The organism is Streptomyces cinerochromogenes, from assembly GCF_014648635.1.
Lineage (GTDB): Bacteria > Actinomycetota > Actinomycetes > Streptomycetales > Streptomycetaceae > Streptomyces > Streptomyces cinerochromogenes.
Genome location: NZ_BMRM01000001.1, coordinates 422,964 through 438,531 on the forward strand (window position 1 = coordinate 422,964; position 15,568 = coordinate 438,531).

Genomic DNA, 15,568 nt, shown 5'->3' on the forward strand with positions numbered 1-15,568 from the left:
CTGCGGCGCGGCGCCGGTATGGGGTGGCTTGTCTCGCCGTCCGGCTGCGGGGACGTCGTGGTTGATCGCGCAGTTCCCCGCACCCCCGACCAACGCCGAAGGCCCCGGCGCCGCAACGGCACCGGGACCTTCCACAACGTCACACGTCTGACGCTTCCCTGCGTGAGTGACTCACGCTTGCGGCAGCTTCTCCAGCTGGGCCTGGATGCGGGCGATGTCCTCCTCGGCCTTGGCCAGGCGCGTGCGGATCTTGTCCACGACGTGGTCCGGCGCCTTGGCGAGGAAGGCCTCGTTGCCGAGCTTGGCCGTGGCCTGGGCCTTCTCCTTCTCGGCCGCCGCGAGGTCCTTCGCGAGGCGCTTGCGCTCCGCGGCGACGTCGATCGTGCCGGAGAGGTCGAGGGCCACCTCGGCACCCGCCACCGGCAGGGTGGCCGTGGCGGTGAAGGAGTCGCCCTCCGGCTGGAGGCGGAGCAGCTGGCGGATGGCCGCCTCGTGCGGGGCGAGGGCCGTACCGTCCAGCGTCAGGCGGGCCGGAACCCGCTGACCCGGCTGGAGGCCCTGGTCGGCGCGGAAGCGGCGGACCTCGGTGATGACCGACTGGAGGGTGGAGATCTCCTGCTCGGCCGCCGCGTCACGGAAGCCGCTGTCGGTCGGCCAGTCGGCGATGACGATCGACTCGCCGCCGGTCAGCGTGGTCCACAGGGTCTCCGTGACGAACGGGACGACCGGGTGGAGCAGCTTCAGGGTGACGTCGAGGACCTCGCCGAGGACGCGCTGGGAGACCTCGGCCGGCTCGCCGCCCGTCTGGAAGACCGTCTTGGACAGCTCGACGTACCAGTCGAAGACCTCGTCCCACGCGAAGTGGAAGAGGGCGTCGGAGAGCTTGGCGAACTGGAAGTCCTCGTAGAACGCGTCGACCTCGGCGACCACCGAGTTCAGCCGGGAGAGGATCCAGCGGTCGGTCGCCGACATCTTCGACGGGTCCGGCAGCGGGCCCTCCACCGTCGCGCCGTTCATCAGCGCGAAGCGGGTCGCGTTCCAGATCTTGTTGGCGAAGTTGCGGGAGCCCTGGACCCAGTCCTCGCCGATCGGCACGTCGACGCCGGGGTTGGCGCCGCGGGCCAGGGTGAAGCGGAGGGCGTCGGAGCCGTACTTGTCCATCCAGTCCAGCGGGTTGACCGCGTTGCCGAAGGACTTCGACATCTTCTTGCCGAACTGGTCGCGGACCATGCCGTGCAGGGCGATGGTGTGGAACGGCGGGGTGCCGTCCATCGCGTACAGGCCGAACATCATCATCCGGGCGACCCAGAAGAAGAGGATGTCGTAGCCGGTGACCAGGACGGAGTTCGGGTAGAACTTCGCGAGCGACTCGGTCTGCTCGGGCCAGCCGAGGGTGGAGAACGGCCACAGGCCGGAGGAGAACCAGGTGTCGAGGACGTCGGTGTCCTGGTGCCAGCCCTCGCCGGTGGGCGGCTCCTCGTCCGGGCCGACGCAGACGACCTCGCCGTTCGGGCCGTACCAGACCGGAATCCGGTGACCCCACCACAGCTGGCGCGAGATGCACCAGTCGTGGAGGTTGTCGACCCAGTCGAAGTACCGCTTCTCCATCTCCTGCGGGTGGATCTTGACCTTGCCGTCGCGGACGGCGTCACCGGCGGCCTTGGCCAGCGGGCCGACCTTGACCCACCACTGCATGGACAGGCGCGGCTCGATGGTGGTCTTGCAGCGCGAGCAGTGGCCGACGGAGTGGACGTAGGGCCGCTTCTCGGCGACGATCCGGCCCTCGGCGCGCAGCGCGGCGACGATCGCGGAACGGGCCTCCAGCCGGTCCAGGCCCTGGAAGGGACCGTGGGCCGTGATGACGGCGTGCTCGTCCATGATCGTGATGGACGGCAGGTCGTGGCGCTGGCCGATCTCGAAGTCGTTCGGGTCGTGGGCCGGGGTGACCTTGACGGCGCCGGTGCCGAACTCCGGGTCGACGTGCGTGTCCGCGACGACCGGGATGGAGCGGTCGGTGAGCGGCAGGCGGATCAGCTTGCCGACGAGGTGCTTGTACCGCTCGTCGTCGGGGTGGACGGCGACGGCGGTGTCACCGAGCATCGTCTCGGCACGGGTGGTGGCGACGACGATGGTGTCGTCCCCCTCGCCGTACTTCATGGAGACCAGCTCGCCGTCGTCGTCCTGGTACTCGACCTCGATGTCCGAGATCGCCGTCAGACAGCGGGGGCACCAGTTGATGATGCGCTCGGCGCGGTAGATCAGCTCGTCGTCGTAGAGCTTCTTGAAGATGGTCTGGACGGCCTGGGAGAGGCCCTCGTCCATGGTGAAGCGCTCACGGGACCAGGCGACACCGTCGCCGAGGCGCCGCATCTGCCCGGAGATCTGCCCGCCGGACTCGGCCTTCCACTGCCAGACGCGCTCGACGAAGGCCTCGCGGCCCAGGTCGTGCCGGGACTTGCCTTCCTTGCCCAGCTCCCTCTCGACCACGTTCTGCGTGGCGATGCCGGCGTGGTCCATGCCGGGCTGCCACAGCGTCTCGTAGCCCTGCATGCGCTTGCGCCGGGTCAGGGCGTCGATGAGGGTGTGCTCGAAGGCGTGCCCGAGGTGCAGGCTGCCCGTGACGTTCGGCGGCGGGATGACGACGGTGTACGGCGGCTTGTCGCTCTTCGCGTCCGCCTCGAAGTAACCCCGCTCCACCCAGCGCTCGTACAGCGGCCCCTCTACATCGGCCGGCGCGTACTGGGTCGGCAGTTCGGTGTCGGGCGCGGGTGGCTGCTGCTGAGCGTTCTCGGTCACGGGGGTCAGTTTAGAGGTGTCACGGGGTGGTCCCGAAACGCGTTTGTTCTGTAACGGTGCGGCCCCCGGTGACGTGCTGTTCCCGGGCCTGAGCCAGGATGTCAGGAACACATAAGCTCTGGAGGGGAACCCAGGAATGAGCAACAACCAGCCGGGCCCGTACGGCCAGCCGCCCCAGCAGCCGGGGCCGTACGGCCAGCCGGGGCAGCCGGGGCAGCCGGGTCCGTACGGCCAGCCGGGCCCCTACGGCCAGCAGCCGCAGGCTCCGCAGCCCGGCTACGGCTACCCCCAGCAGGCCCCTCCGGCGGCGCAGCCGGGGTACGGCTACCCCCAGCAGGGTGTGCCGCAGCAGCCGCAGCCCTACGGCCAGCCGGGGCAGCCCGGGTACGGCCAGCAGCAGCCGTACGGCATGCCGCAGGCGCCGCAGCCGGCCGGGGGGAAGAAGAAGACGGGTCTGATCATCGGCGTGGTGGCCGTGGTGGCCGCGGTGGGTGTGGGCCTGTACTTCGTGCTCGGCGGGACCGGTGGCAGCGGTGTGGCGGACGACGGTCCGCACAAGCTGGTCGCACAGAGCTCCGTGGTCAACGGAACCTACAAGAAGTCCAACGACTCGGGGTCGGACAGCGACATCACCGACTCCGACCGCTCGGACTTCGAGAAGTGGGGGGTGAAGAATCCCACCGAGGTGAGCGCCAGTTACGAAGCCGGCACGGGGCTGAGCAAGAAGGGGCTTGCCTTCAGCGGCGTCTACGGCACCATCGACGACCCCGAGGCGGTCGTGGACGCCATGTTCGCCAAGGCCAAGACCGAGGCCGAGAAGGACCAGAGCGACTCCGGCACCAAGGGCAAGCTGATCGGCAGTCCGGAGAGCGTTCATCCGTCGGGCTTCTCCAACGGCATCATGAAGTGCCAAGTTGCCCAGATCGACAGCAGCGGTTCGTCGGCCTCGGAGTCTGGCGTGCCGGAAACCATCAAGATGCCGGTGTGTATCTGGGCCGACCACAGCACCGTCGCCTTCGTCTCGGCGTACAGCGTCGCCTCCATCGCCTCAGGCGACGGCGGCTCGGTCGAGAGCTTGGGAGACCTCGCAACCAAACTCCGCAACGACGTGCGCGTCAAGGCTTGATACCTGCACACCTCATAAGCAGAAGGCGGCTCGAAAGATCGAGCCGCCTTCGTTTTTGTGTCAGTACCTCGCCCGCGAAGGGACGGGGCGACGTGTCGCTGCGATCAGGCTCGCTTGCAGGCCGGGTTGGACACCTCGCTCTTCACCCCGATCTTTTCCAGCCCAAGAAGGCAGGAGGGGTGGGGCATCTTGAACAGGCCCGTGTCGAGGGCCGCGTAGTCGCACGCCGCCTTCACCTTCGGACCGGCGAAGTAGCCATGGTTGGCCACATAGCTGGTGCAGGCACTCTGTGTGGCACTCGCCGGCGAGGCCACAAGGATCGGCAGGGCGCCTGCCGCCACCACCACACCGGCTGCGGCCGCCATGCGCTTCGCCCTCTGGTATGTCATTCGGAGTCCTCCCGTTTTGCACAGCCAGGCATTCGAACTTGCGCCCGACTCGGTCGGAACGATCCGATCATGGACACTCGGCGGGCTCCAGTGGCCCCTAGGACCTTGACTCAATCCTGTTGGCCCTTGTCCGACACACCGACGGGCAGGCACCCCACACAGGGTGCCTGCCCGTCGAAGCCGAGTGGACTCAGGCTGTCTTCTGCTCCCCGGAGCCCCTCCCCCGGGCGTCCCGCGGGATCAGCGTCGGGTTGACGTTGGAGAGGACGACGTCGGCGGTGATGACGACGCGGGCCACGTCCTTGCGGGACGGGACCTCGTACATCACGCCCTGGAGGACCTCCTCCATGATGGCGCGCAGGCCGCGGGCGCCGGTCTGGCGGAGGATGGCCTGGTCGGCGATGGCTTCGAGGGCCTCGCGTTCGAAGTCCAGCTCCACGCCGTCGAGTTCGAAGAGGCGCTGGTACTGCTTGACCAGGGCGTTGCGGGGCTCCACCAGGATCTTGAGGAGCGCTTCGCGGTCCAGGTTGTGGACCGAGGTGATCACCGGGAGGCGGCCGATGAACTCCGGGATCATGCCGAACTTGACCAGGTCCTCCGGCATGACGTCCTCGAAGACGTCCTTGGCCTCCAGCTCGCGCTTGGAGAGGATCGTGGCGCCGAAGCCGATGCCCTTCGCCCCGGCACGCGCCTCGATGATCTTCTCCAGGCCGGCGAAGGCACCGCCCACGATGAACAGGACGTTCGTCGTGTCGATCTGGATGAACTCCTGGTGGGGGTGCTTGCGGCCGCCCTGGGGCGGGACGGAGGCCGTGGTGCCTTCCAGGATCTTGAGCAGGGCCTGCTGGACGCCCTCGCCCGAGACGTCACGGGTGATCGACGGGTTCTCGCTCTTGCGGGCGACCTTGTCGATCTCGTCGATGTAGATGATGCCCGTCTCGGCCTTCTTGACGTCGTAGTCGGCCGCCTGGATGAGCTTCAGGAGGATGTTCTCGACGTCCTCGCCGACGTACCCCGCCTCGGTCAGCGCCGTCGCGTCGGCGATCGCGAACGGCACGTTCAGCATGCGGGCCAGGGTCTGCGCGAGGAGGGTCTTGCCGGAGCCCGTGGGGCCGAGCAGCAGGATGTTGGACTTCGCCAGCTCGATGGCGTCGTCACGGCCGTTCGCGCCGCCGTTCTCGCCCGCCTGGACCCGCTTGTAGTGGTTGTACACCGCGACGGAGAGCGCCTTCTTGGCGGCCTCCTGGCCGACCACGTAGCCCTCGAGGAACTCGTAGATCTCGCGGGGCTTGGGCAGCTCCTCCCAGCGCACCTCGCTGGTCTCCGCCAGCTCCTCCTCGATGATCTCGTTGCAGAGATCGATGCACTCGTCGCAGATGTACACACCGGGCCCTGCGATGAGCTTCTTGACCTGCTTCTGGCTCTTGCCGCAGAACGAGCACTTGAGCAGATCGCCGCCGTCACCGATGCGTGCCACGGTGTGCTTCCCCTTCGCCTGGGAGACGCCTGGACGTTGCGAGTCCAGCGGCTCCTGGTGCTGCCTTATGTCCGACGGTACCTTGCCGGGCCCGGTGTTCGGGCCCCCCTTGGCAGGGTTCACTTTGCCGTGAACCGTGCCAAGAGGGGCTCAGAGTGCCGCGTTCCGCGTCAGCGGACCGCTGCGTTGTTCAGCTTGCGGGTGGAGATGATCTGGTCGACGAGGCCGTACTCCAGCGCCTCCTCGGCCGTGAGGATCTTGTCGCGCTCGATGTCCTCGCGGACCTGCTCGATCGGCCGGTTCGAGTGCTTGGCCAGCATGTTCTCCAGCTGCTCACGCATCCGGGTGAACTCGTTGGCGATGATCTCCAGGTCGGAGAGCTGGCCGCGGCCGGTGGAGCCGGCCGGCTGGTGGATCAGCACCCGGGAGTTCGGCAGCGCCATGCGCTTGCCGGGGGTGCCGGCGGCGAGCAGGATGGCCGCGGCGGAGGCCGCCTGGCCCATGCAGACCGTCTGGATGTCGGGCTTCACGAACTGCATCGTGTCGTAGATCGCCGTGAGGGCGGTCATGTCGCCGCCGGGGCTGTTGATGTAGATCGAGATGTCCCGGTCCGGGTCCATCGACTCCAGGCACAGCAGCTGCGCCATGACGTCGTTGGCGGAGGCGTCGTCGATCTGGACGCCCAGGAAGATCACGCGCTCCTCGAAGAGCTTCGCGTACGGGTCGTACTCGCGGATGCCCTGGGAGGTGCGCTCGACGAAGCGCGGGATGACGTAACGGCTGTCGGGGCGGGGCCCTTCGTACATGCCGCTGGCGGCGCCGGGGAAGTTGCTCATGGGGTTCACCGTCCTGGTGGCGTTCTGGGGGCTTCGGTCTGAGCGGTGCGTGGCGTGGCCGGGCCGGTCAGGCACCGGTGCCGCCGCCTCCCGGAACACCCGAGGCGTGCGTGATGATCTCGTCAATGAGACCGTACTCCTTGGCCTCCTCCGGGGTGAACCAGCGGTCGCGGTCGCCGTCGCGGATGATCGTCTCGACCGACTGGCCGGAGTGCTGCGCGGTCAGCTCCGACATGCGCTTCTTGGTGCGCATCAGGTACTCGGCCTGGATCTTGATGTCCGAGACCGTACCGCCGAGGCCGGCGGAGCCCTGGTGCATCATGATGTCTGCGTGCGGCAGGGCGAAGCGCTTGCCGGCGGCGCCGCCGGTGAGCAGGAACTGGCCCATCGAGGCCGCCATGCCCATGGCGATCGTGACCACGTCGTTCGGGATGTACTGCATGGTGTCGTAGATCGCCATGCCGGCCGTCACCGAGCCGCCCGGGCTGTTGATGTAGAGGTAGATGTCCTTGTCCGGATCGGCGGCGAGGAGCAGCAGCTGTGCGGTGATCTTGTTGGCGATGTCGTCGTCAACCTGCTGGCCGAGGAAGATGATCCGCTCGCCGAGCAGCCGGTTGTAGACCTGGTCGCCGAGGCCACCACCGATGGAAGGCTCGCCGGCGGCGGAGGGCATCAGATTCGTCACGTATCCACCTGCTCGTCTTACGACGGCGCCGGGCCGTCTCATTGTTCTGCCTTTCATGGACCCTAACGCGAGGGTCCCTTCCGGGAATCCCGGGAATGCGGGTGTTCGCCGGGGGCGTAGCGCGTGGGGCTCCGCCGGGTGCCGGGTGCGGAGGGCGGCGGGTGGTGCGGTCGGTCGTCGGGCCGCAGGACCGTTGTGGCTCGTCGCGCGGTCCCCCGCGCCCCTCGGGGCCGGCCGGCTGCCCCGGCAACGCGAACGGGCCCCGGGGACAGTCCCCAGGGCCCGCTGTACGTGCCTCACAGGCGCCGTAGGGCCGCTCAGCCCTCGGCGTTCTCCTCGGAGGTCTCGGAGGTCTCCGACGCCTCGGCGGCCTCGGTCTCCTCCTCCTCGTCGTCCAGGTCGACGACCTCGCCGTTGGTGTCCTTCACCGTGGCGGCCTCGACCACGACGGCCAGGGCCTTGCCGCGGGCGACCTCGCCGACCAGGAGCGGCACCTGGCCGCCCTCGACGACGGCCTGGGCGAACTGGTCGGGGGACATGCCGGAGGAGGCCGCACGCCGCATGAGGTGCTCGGTGAGCTCCTCCTGGTTGACGTTGAGGTTCTCCTTCTTGACCAGCTCGTCGAGGACGAACTGGGTCTTGATGCCCTTGACCGCGGCCTCGCGGGTCTCGGTCTCGAACTCCTCGGCGGTCTTGCCCTGGATCTCCAGGTACTTGTCGAGGGTGAGGCCCATCTGGCCGAGCTGGTGGTGCTCCAGGTTGTGCTTGCGGGTGTTGATCTCGTCCTCGAGCAGCTTCTCGGGGACCGGGACCTCGACCAGCTCGAGCAGCTTCTCCAGGACGCGCTCCTGGGCCTGGGTGGCCTGGTCGAACTGCTTCATGTTCGCGAGGCGCTTGCGGCTGTCCGCCTTGAGCTCCTCAAGGGTGTCGAACTCCGAGGCGAGCTGCGCGAACTCGTCGTCCAGCTCGGGCAGTTCACGGGCGGCGACCTGGGTGACCTTGACGGTGACCTCGGCCTCCTTGCCCGCGGCGGAGCCGCCCTTCAGCTCGGAGGTGAAGGTGGCCTCCTCACCGGCGGACAGGCCCTTCACGGCGTCGTCGATGCCGTCCAGCAGCTCTCCGGAGCCGATGGTGTACGAGACACCGTTGGCGATGCCGTCCTCCAGGACCTCGCCGTCGACCTTGGCCTCGAGGTCGATGGTGACGACGTCGCCGTCCTCGGCGGCACGCTCGACGGGGGAGGTCGACGCGAAGCGCTCACGGAGCTGCTCCACGGACTTCTCGACGTCCTCGTCGGTGACCTCGACGGCGTCGACCTCGACCTCGATGCCCGAGTAGTCCGGGATCTCCAGGGCGGGGCGGACGTCGACCTCGGCGGTGAAGTTCAGCGTCTCGCCGTCCTTCAGCTCGGTGATGTCGACGTCCGGCTGGCCCAGCGGGCTCAGCTCGGCCTCGTTGACCGCCTCGGTGTAGAACTTGGGCAGCGCGTCGTTGACGGCCTCCTCCAGCACCGCGCCGCGGCCGAACCGCTGGTCGATCACGCGGGCGGGGATCTTGCCCTTGCGGAAGCCCTTCACCGTGACCTGCTGGTTGATCTTCTTGTACGCCGCGTCGAGGCTGTCCTTGAGCTCCTCGAAGGGCACCTCGACAGTGAGCCGAACCCGGGTCGGGTTCAGGGTCTCCACGGCGCTCTTCACGGTTCGGTCTCCTTGTGGCTGACTTCTCGGGTTCTGCCGGAGCCTGACCGGCCCGGCGGATTTCGCCGCCCGGAGGAGTTCGTAGGCCGTGAGGGCCGGGACACACGGGCGCGCAGCTTGCATAGTAACCGCAGCCGGTCAGCGCCCCAAAAGGCGATCATCACGACGCCGTGAGCCGCACGTCATGAGCCGGTGGTCGGGGTGGCGGGATTTGAACCCACGGCCTTCCGCTCCCAAAGCGGACGCGCTACCAAGCTGCGCCACACCCCGTCTGGTGCGACACGTAGGGTACATGCCCGGGCCCGATCCGTCGGCCGCATTCTCCGGGGCGGGACGCGTGGTGCCGGCGTGGTCCGACTCGTTGGCCTCGGCGGCGGGCGACCCGCTACGATGCCTTCAGTGCCGCGGTCATCCGACCTGCGGCGCAGCGCTGCGGGCGTAGCTCAATGGTAGAGCCCTAGTCTTCCAAACTAGCTACGCGGGTTCGATTCCCGTCGCCCGCTCTTTCGGTCCAGGAGCCCGGTCTCCGCTTCGGCGGTGCCGGGCCCTGGCGTGTTTCCCGGGCCCGTGGGGCGCCTGGCGGGCGCCGCACGGGCGGCTGAGGGTCCCGCACCGGGTGCCGAGGGCCCTGCACGGCTGCTGCAGGTCCCTACAGGTCCCTGACGTCCACGCTGTAGACCGCGCGCATGCCGTAGGGGACGTAGAGGACGTCGCCGGCCGGGACGGGGGCCGCCGCGGTGGTGCCGGAGTTGCTGTCGCCGTCGTCGCGGCCGGGCAGGGTGCCGGTGACCCTGCCGGTGCGCAGGTCGAGCGCGGCGAGCCGGCCGGTGGGCGAGGCCAGGTAGAGCCGGGTGGCGGAGGCGGCGGGCGGGCCGGGCTGCTCGACGGTGGAGTTGCTCTCCCACCGCTCGCGCCCGGTGAGCGGGTCGATCGCGCGGACGCTGCCGCTGGTGAGGGTGAGGTAGAGGGTGTCGCGGACGACGTAGGCGCCGGAGGCGTTGCGCGGGGCGGCCAGCCGTACGGTCGTCAGGACGTGCGAGGAGTTGTCGATCAGGGTCAGGCCGGTCAGCTTCTCCATGAGCGGGTCGGCGCCGAGCACGAGGTGGCCCCGGGTGTGTCCCAGCAGGGACAGCGTGCCCTTGACCGTGATCTTCCAGCTGGGCCTGCCGGTGGCGGGGTCGAGCCGGGCGACGGTGGTGTGCGGGTTGTCGCCGTTGTCGTCGGAGGTGCGGCAGACCAGGTACGGCCGGCCGCCCTCGCCGGTCAGCGCGCAGTCGCTGTCGGCACCGGCGGGCAGTTTGCGGTGCCAGCGGACCGTGCCGTGCGCGGCGTCGAGCAGGGCGTAGGAGTCGGAGGCGGTGCCGTAGGTGGTGATGACGCCGGCCGGGGTGGCGACGGCGCCGGCGTACTCCGGTCCGGGGCCGTCGACGCTGTCGGCGACGACCGTGCTCCAGACCGGCTTGCCGGTGTCCGGGTCCAGGGCCTGCACGGTGTACCGGGTGCGGCTCTGCGGCTCCTCGCCCTTCCTGATGTCGGTGCTGTCGGCGCCGAAGACGTACACGGCGCCGGGGCGGGCGCCGATGATCGTGCCGCCGCCGCTGGACGAGGTCTCGGCGGGGGTGGGGTCCATGGGCCGGGTCCAGGTGTTGCGGCCCTCGGCGAGGGTGAAGCGCGCGGCCATGATCCCGTCACCGGCGCACAGCAGCGCCTTGCCGGTGATGGCGCAGCGGCTGAACGGTCCGCTCGGGCCCGTGCTCTGCGGGTTGCCGGCCGTGGGGTCCGAGGCCTGCCGGTGCCAGGCGTGCCAGCCGGCCGGCAGGTCGTGCGGGGCCTCGCCGCCGCCGGCGCGGGCGAGGACGGTGGTGGCGGCCACGGCGGCCAGTACGGCGGCGACGGCGGCGACGGCGGCCGGCCAGCGGCGGCGCCTGCGCGGGCGTACGGGCTCGGGGTCCGGCGCCTCGGGCTCGGGGCGCGGGTCGGGCAGCCGGCCCTCGCGGAGCAGGTGCAGCAGTTCGTCGGGGCCGGGGCGGGACTTGGGGTGTTTCTCCAGGCAGAGGCGGACGAAGGGGAGCAGCTCCTCGGGGACCCCGGTCAGCTCGGGGGTGCCCTCGACGACGCGGGTGGCGGTCTCCCAGGGGCTCGCGCTGTCGAAGGGGCCGTGCCGGGTGGCGGCGTACACGAGGACGGCGCCGAGGGAGAAGATGTCGGTGGCCGGGCCGACCTCGTGCGGGGAGGCGAACTGCTCGGGGGACATGAAGGGCGGGGTGCCCATCACGCGGCCGGTCTGGGTGAGGGCGTCCATGCCGGCGGCCTCGGCGGCGCGGGAGATGCCGAAGTCGATGACGCGGGGGCCGTCGTCGGCGAGCATCACGTTGGCCGGTTTCAGGTCCCGGTGGACGACTCCGGCGCGGTGGATGTCGCGCAGGGCCTCGGCGAGGCCGGCGGCGAGTTCGCGCAGCCGGGCCGCCGGGAGCGGGCCGTGCCGGCGGACGTGGGTGCCGAGGTCCTCGCCGGGGATGTAGAGCGTGGCCATCCAGGGGCGGGGCGCGTCGGCGTCCGCGTCCACGACGGGTGCCGTGAAGGCGCCGCTGACCTGGCGGGCGGCGGCCACCTCGCGGCGGAACCGGGTGCGGAACTCGTCGTCGTCGGCGTACTGGCCGTGGACGACCTTGACGGCGAGCCGGCGGCCGGAGGCGGAGCGGGCCAGGTAGACCACGCCCATGCCGCCGCTGCCGAGGCGGTCCTCGATGCGGTAGCCGCCGATCTGCGCCGGGTCCGAGTCGCGCAGCGCCATCCCCGTACGTCCCCCCGTTGTTCCAGCTGTGCGGCCCGCTCAGGCCGGCCGGCTCCCCCGCCGGGTCAGAACCTGATCGAGTTGATCGACTCCGCTATCGAGTTGAGGAAGCGGTTGATCGATGGTGCCATGCCGCTGGAGGCGAGGAAGAAGCCGAAGAGGATGGCGACGATGGCGGGGCCTGCCTTGATGTTCCCTCCCCGGATCAGCACCACCAGGATGATCGCCAACAGCAGCACCACAGACAGTGAAATGGCCACAACTGATCACACCCTCGGTCGGTCCGCTCTCCCGGCCCGGAGGTACGGCCCGCGCACCCCCGCCAGAACCATCGTGCCACCAACCCGCCCCCGTCATGCGGCGCATGACACAACGTCCGCACGGACGCCGGTGCGGGCGATCTTCCGTACAGCAATTCGAGGGGCTTCCGGCACCCGACTCCCGGAGAAATTACGCGACTTCGTTTCCGTACCCACACATCACGTGTGCAGGTAATTCGAATTGATGGCACAGAGACAACGTATGCCCCAATTAGTCATCATGAATCGGGACATCACGGGTGAACTGGCGACCCGAGTGTGCCCACCATCACGTGGACAAGGACCGCAAGTTCGGTAAATGAGCGGGTACCCGAACCCGATAACCAGGAATGACTGCGGGAGTTTTACGAAATCCCGCAGGCGACGCTAGGGTGCCTGAGATGTTTGACGCCGCCTCGTCCCCCGGCCAGAACCGCAGCCCGCTCCCCCCGGCACAGCCGCCGGCGGACGGAGTGCCCGCTCCGCGTACCCCGACGAGCGCGCAGAACCAGCGCGGGCGGCAGCGGGGTCGGCAGCAGGCGGCGGACAGACCGGCATCCGGGCGGCAGCGTGACGCCTTCTTCGACAACGCCAAGTACCTGGCCATCGTGCTCGTGGCGATGGGGCACGCCTGGGAGCCGCTGAAGGGCGACAGCCGCATCCTGGAGGGCGCGTACACGGTCGTGTACTCCTTCCACATGCCGGCGTTCATCATCATCTCCGGCTTCTTCTCGCGCAGCTTCGACATGCGCCCGGACCGGCTGAAGCGGCTCATCACCGGCGTCGCCGTGCCGTACGTCCTGTTCGAGACGGCGTACCCGCTCTTCAAGAACGCCGTCACCGGCTCGCACGAGGAGATCAGCCTCCTCGACCCCTGGTACCTGACCTGGTTCCTGGCCGCCCTGTTCATCTGGCGGCTGACCACGCCCGTCTGGAAGCTGGTGCGCTGGCCGCTGCCGCTGGCCCTCGGCATCGCCATGCTGGCGACCGTCACCCCGAACATCGGTGACGACCTCGATCTGCAGCGGGTCCTGCAGTTCCTGCCGTACTTCGTGCTCGGCCTGTGCATGAAGCCCGAGCACTTCCACCTGGCGCGCCGGCGTTCGGTGCGGATCGCCTCGGTGCCGGTGTTCGCGGCGGCGCTGGCGGTCGGCTGGTGGGCGGTGCCGCGCATGAACACCGCGTGGTTCTACCACCGCGACTCCGCCCAGGAACTGGGCGCCCCCTGGTGGTGCGGCCCGGTGATGACGCTCGCCATGACGGGCTGCTCGCTGCTGCTGACGGCCTGCTTCTTCGCCTGGGTGCCGCGCCGGCGGATGTGGTTCACGGCGCTCGGCGCGGGCACCCTCTACGGCTATCTGCTGCACGGCTTCCTGGTGAAGCTCGGCGACTACCGCGGCTGGTTCGAGCACCCCTGGCTGCACCGCCCGCTCGGCGAGATCCTGGTGACCGTGCTGGCCGCGGCGGCCGTCACGGTGCTGTGCACCGGGCCGGTGCGGCGCGTCTTCCGGTTCGCGATGGAGCCGCGGATGGAGTGGGCGTTCCGGCAGGACGCGGCCGAACTGGCCCGCGAGCGGCACCGGCAGCGGGAGAAGGCCGCGGTCTAGCCGGGCCCGGGAGAAGGCCGGGGTCCAACCGGGCCCCGGCTCAGGGTTCGAGACCGAGAAGGGCGCGCATCCGGGCGTACTTCCCGGTCAGTCGGGTCCGGGTCGGCCCGTCGAGGACCGCGAGCCGCCGCGGGTCGGCGTTGTGGGCCAGGTCGGCCTCCTTCACCAGCGGCGCGCCCGGGGTGGCGAGGATCCGGCGCGCGTACGCCTCCGGTTCCTCGCCGGGCCGTTTGGTGAGGGCGTCCACGATGGCCTTGGTGCGCGGGGTCAGGGCGGCGGCGGCCAGCCACTGCCGGGTGAGCGCGTCGTCCTCGACGGCGTCGTGCAGCCAGGCCGCCGCGATCTGCTCGGGGTCGCCACCGCGGGCGCGCACGCCCTCGGCGACGGCCGCGAGGTGCTCGGCGTACGGCCGTCCCGCCTTGTCGGTCTGCCCCTCGTGGGCGGCGCGTGCGACGGCCTCGACCTCGGCGAGGGTGAGGTGGTTCATGGGGCCAGTGTCTCCCGGCCGGGCCGGTTCACGGGCCCGGTGCCTCACCGGGCGGGCCTTCGGCCGTGGTGCTCAGCGGCCGTTCGCCGTCGCCTCGCGGCAGATCAGCAGCAGGGCGCGGTCGTCGTTGACGTCCTTCGCCACCGCCTCGATGAGATGCCAGGCGGCGCCGTGGAAGCCGCCGGCGACATAGCGGTCGGCCTCGCCGGTGAGCCGGTCGATGCCCTCCACGATGTCCCGGTCGGAGGTCTCCACCAGTCCGTCCGTGAACAGCATCAGCACGTCCCCGGGCCGCAGCGAGCCCTTGACGGGGTCGAACTGGGCGCCGTCGTACACACCGAGAAGCGGGCCCTCGGCGGCCTTCTCCTCCCAGCGCCCGCTGCCCGCGCTGAGCTGGAGCCCCGGCGGATGGCCCGCGGTGTACAGCTCGTAGTCCCCGGAGTCGAGGTCCAGGACGAGGTGGATGGAGGTGGCGAAGCCCTCGTCCCAGTCCTGGCGGAGCAGGTAGCCGTTGGCGGCCGGGAGGAAGGCGTGCGGGGGCAGCGAGCCGAGGAGGCCGCCGAAGGCGCCGGACAGCAGCAGGGCGCGCGAACCCGCGTCCATGCCCTTGCCGGACACGTCCGTCAGCACGACCTCCAGCGTGCGGCCGCCGTTGGTGCGGGCCGCGACGACGAAGTCACCGGAGAAGGACTGGCCGCCCGCCGGACGCAGCGCCATCTCGTGGTGCCAGCTCTGCGGCAGCTTCGGCAGCTTGCTCTGCACCCGGATCCGCTCGCGCAGGTCGAACAGCATGGTGCCGCCGCGCCGCCAGGGCACGCCGACCCGGCTGCGGAACTGCGCGGTCAGCAGCCCGAAGAAGCCGCACGCGGCGACCACCAGGACGATGCCCGGGGTGACGCGTGAGGGGCCCTCGGTGTACGGGCCGAGCCGCACCGACTCCACGATCAGCGCGGTGGCCGCCGCCGCGTACAGCCCGAGCAGGCTCGCCGGGCGCAGCAGCAGTCCGCCGGCGACGATCGGCAGCACCAGGGTGGCCGGGGAGCACCACACCGAGTCGAGCAGGGTCATGGCGGCGAGGACCGGGACGGTCAGCAGCAGTCCGGCGAAGGCGACCCAGTCGGAGCCGTCCCCGCGGAAGTAGTCCACGGCGCTTCTGCGCAGGCCGACGCGGACCCGGTGCCACTGCTTCTTCCACCGGGCCGTGAGCGTCTCGGCCTTCGAGCGCCGTTGTCGTCCTGCTGCCATCAGTTCGCGACCCTATCCAGCGGACCGGCTGCTTGGCACGGGAGGTCCCACTTGTCCCCCCTGCGAGATTCCACTTCGCCGTCCGCCCACCGCGGTCGCGCCCGCCTCGCGCCCGGCTCGCCCCGGGTTC

At 70.1% G+C, this 15,568-nt stretch carries 12 protein-coding genes and 2 tRNA genes; 3 read left to right on the top strand and 11 right to left on the bottom strand.

The genetic code is table 11. The features are described from left to right. Nucleotides 1-171: 171 nt before the first annotated feature. The gene (locus IEZ20_RS01835) at nt 172-2,796 is read right to left on the bottom strand and encodes a valine--tRNA ligase (RefSeq protein ID WP_189294272.1); all 2,625 of its coding nucleotides are present in this window, start codon (nt 2,794-2,796) and stop codon (nt 172-174) included. 136 nt (nt 2,797-2,932) lie between these two features. Here IEZ20_RS01835 and IEZ20_RS01840 point away from each other — a divergent pair, with 136 nt between their 5' ends. Next, entirely contained in the window at nt 2,933-3,922 is a 990-nt protein-coding gene (locus tag IEZ20_RS01840; protein WP_189294273.1) for a hypothetical protein, read from the top strand. Nucleotides 3,923-4,026: 104 nt separating this feature from the next. Here the strand turns inward: IEZ20_RS01840 and IEZ20_RS01845 are convergent, their stop codons facing one another. The 6 genes from IEZ20_RS01845 to IEZ20_RS01870 all read right to left on the bottom strand — a co-directional run bounded on the left by IEZ20_RS01845 (nt 4,027) and on the right by IEZ20_RS01870 (nt 9,276). Then, the gene (locus tag IEZ20_RS01845; RefSeq protein WP_189294274.1) at nt 4,027-4,311 is read right to left on the bottom strand and encodes a hypothetical protein; all 285 of its coding nucleotides are present in this window, start codon (nt 4,309-4,311) and stop codon (nt 4,027-4,029) included. Between the two features lie 190 nt (nt 4,312-4,501). Continuing rightward, nucleotides 4,502-5,788 carry an ATP-dependent Clp protease ATP-binding subunit ClpX gene (gene clpX / locus IEZ20_RS01850; RefSeq protein WP_059249542.1) on the bottom strand — a complete coding sequence of 429 codons (1,287 nt, stop codon included), beginning with the start codon at nt 5,786-5,788 and terminating at the stop codon, nt 4,502-4,504. Nucleotides 5,789-5,958: 170 nt separating this feature from the next. Beyond that, on the bottom strand, nt 5,959-6,624 hold the full coding sequence (locus tag IEZ20_RS01855) for an ATP-dependent Clp protease proteolytic subunit (protein WP_059249543.1): 666 nt from the start codon (nt 6,622-6,624) through the stop codon (nt 5,959-5,961). A gap of 67 nt (nt 6,625-6,691) precedes the next feature. Further along, nucleotides 6,692-7,297 (bottom strand): ATP-dependent Clp protease proteolytic subunit, encoded by a 606-nt coding sequence (locus IEZ20_RS01860; protein ID WP_189294631.1) that lies wholly within the window; start codon nt 7,295-7,297, stop codon nt 6,692-6,694. A 329-nt stretch (nt 7,298-7,626) separates the two neighbouring features. Beyond that, nucleotides 7,627-9,006: a trigger factor gene (gene tig, locus IEZ20_RS01865; RefSeq protein WP_189294275.1), complete on the bottom strand. Its 1,380-nt coding sequence runs from the start codon at nt 9,004-9,006 to the stop codon at nt 7,627-7,629. Between the two features lie 193 nt (nt 9,007-9,199). Then, nucleotides 9,200-9,276: transfer RNA gene (locus IEZ20_RS01870), tRNA-Pro, on the bottom strand. A 162-nt stretch (nt 9,277-9,438) separates the two neighbouring features. Between IEZ20_RS01870 and IEZ20_RS01875 the strand changes: the two genes are divergently transcribed. Beyond that, nucleotides 9,439-9,509 (top strand) — tRNA-Gly (locus IEZ20_RS01875). A 146-nt stretch (nt 9,510-9,655) separates the two neighbouring features. On the opposite strand, the gene IEZ20_RS01880 is transcribed toward IEZ20_RS01875, so the two are convergent. Together IEZ20_RS01880 and IEZ20_RS01885 are read right to left on the bottom strand one after the other, a co-directional pair. Continuing rightward, on the bottom strand, nt 9,656-11,800 hold the full coding sequence (locus tag IEZ20_RS01880) for a serine/threonine-protein kinase (protein ID WP_189294276.1): 2,145 nt from the start codon (nt 11,798-11,800) through the stop codon (nt 9,656-9,658). 65 nt (nt 11,801-11,865) lie between these two features. Next, nucleotides 11,866-12,060 (bottom strand): hypothetical protein, encoded by a 195-nt coding sequence (locus IEZ20_RS01885; RefSeq protein ID WP_189294277.1) that lies wholly within the window; start codon nt 12,058-12,060, stop codon nt 11,866-11,868. Between the two features lie 440 nt (nt 12,061-12,500). Here IEZ20_RS01885 and IEZ20_RS01890 point away from each other — a divergent pair, with 440 nt between their 5' ends. Continuing rightward, nucleotides 12,501-13,706, top strand: a complete 1,206-nt coding sequence (locus IEZ20_RS01890) for an acyltransferase family protein (protein ID WP_189294278.1) — start codon at nt 12,501-12,503, stop codon at nt 13,704-13,706. A gap of 40 nt (nt 13,707-13,746) precedes the next feature. On the opposite strand, the gene IEZ20_RS01895 is transcribed toward IEZ20_RS01890, so the two are convergent. Further along, complete coding sequence (locus tag IEZ20_RS01895; protein ID WP_189294279.1) at nt 13,747-14,193, bottom strand: HD domain-containing protein; 447 nt, start codon at nt 14,191-14,193, stop codon at nt 13,747-13,749. 72 nt (nt 14,194-14,265) lie between these two features. Beyond that, on the bottom strand, nt 14,266-15,438 hold the full coding sequence (locus IEZ20_RS01900) for a PP2C family protein-serine/threonine phosphatase (protein ID WP_189294280.1): 1,173 nt from the start codon (nt 15,436-15,438) through the stop codon (nt 14,266-14,268). Nucleotides 15,439-15,568 lie beyond the last annotated feature (130 nt).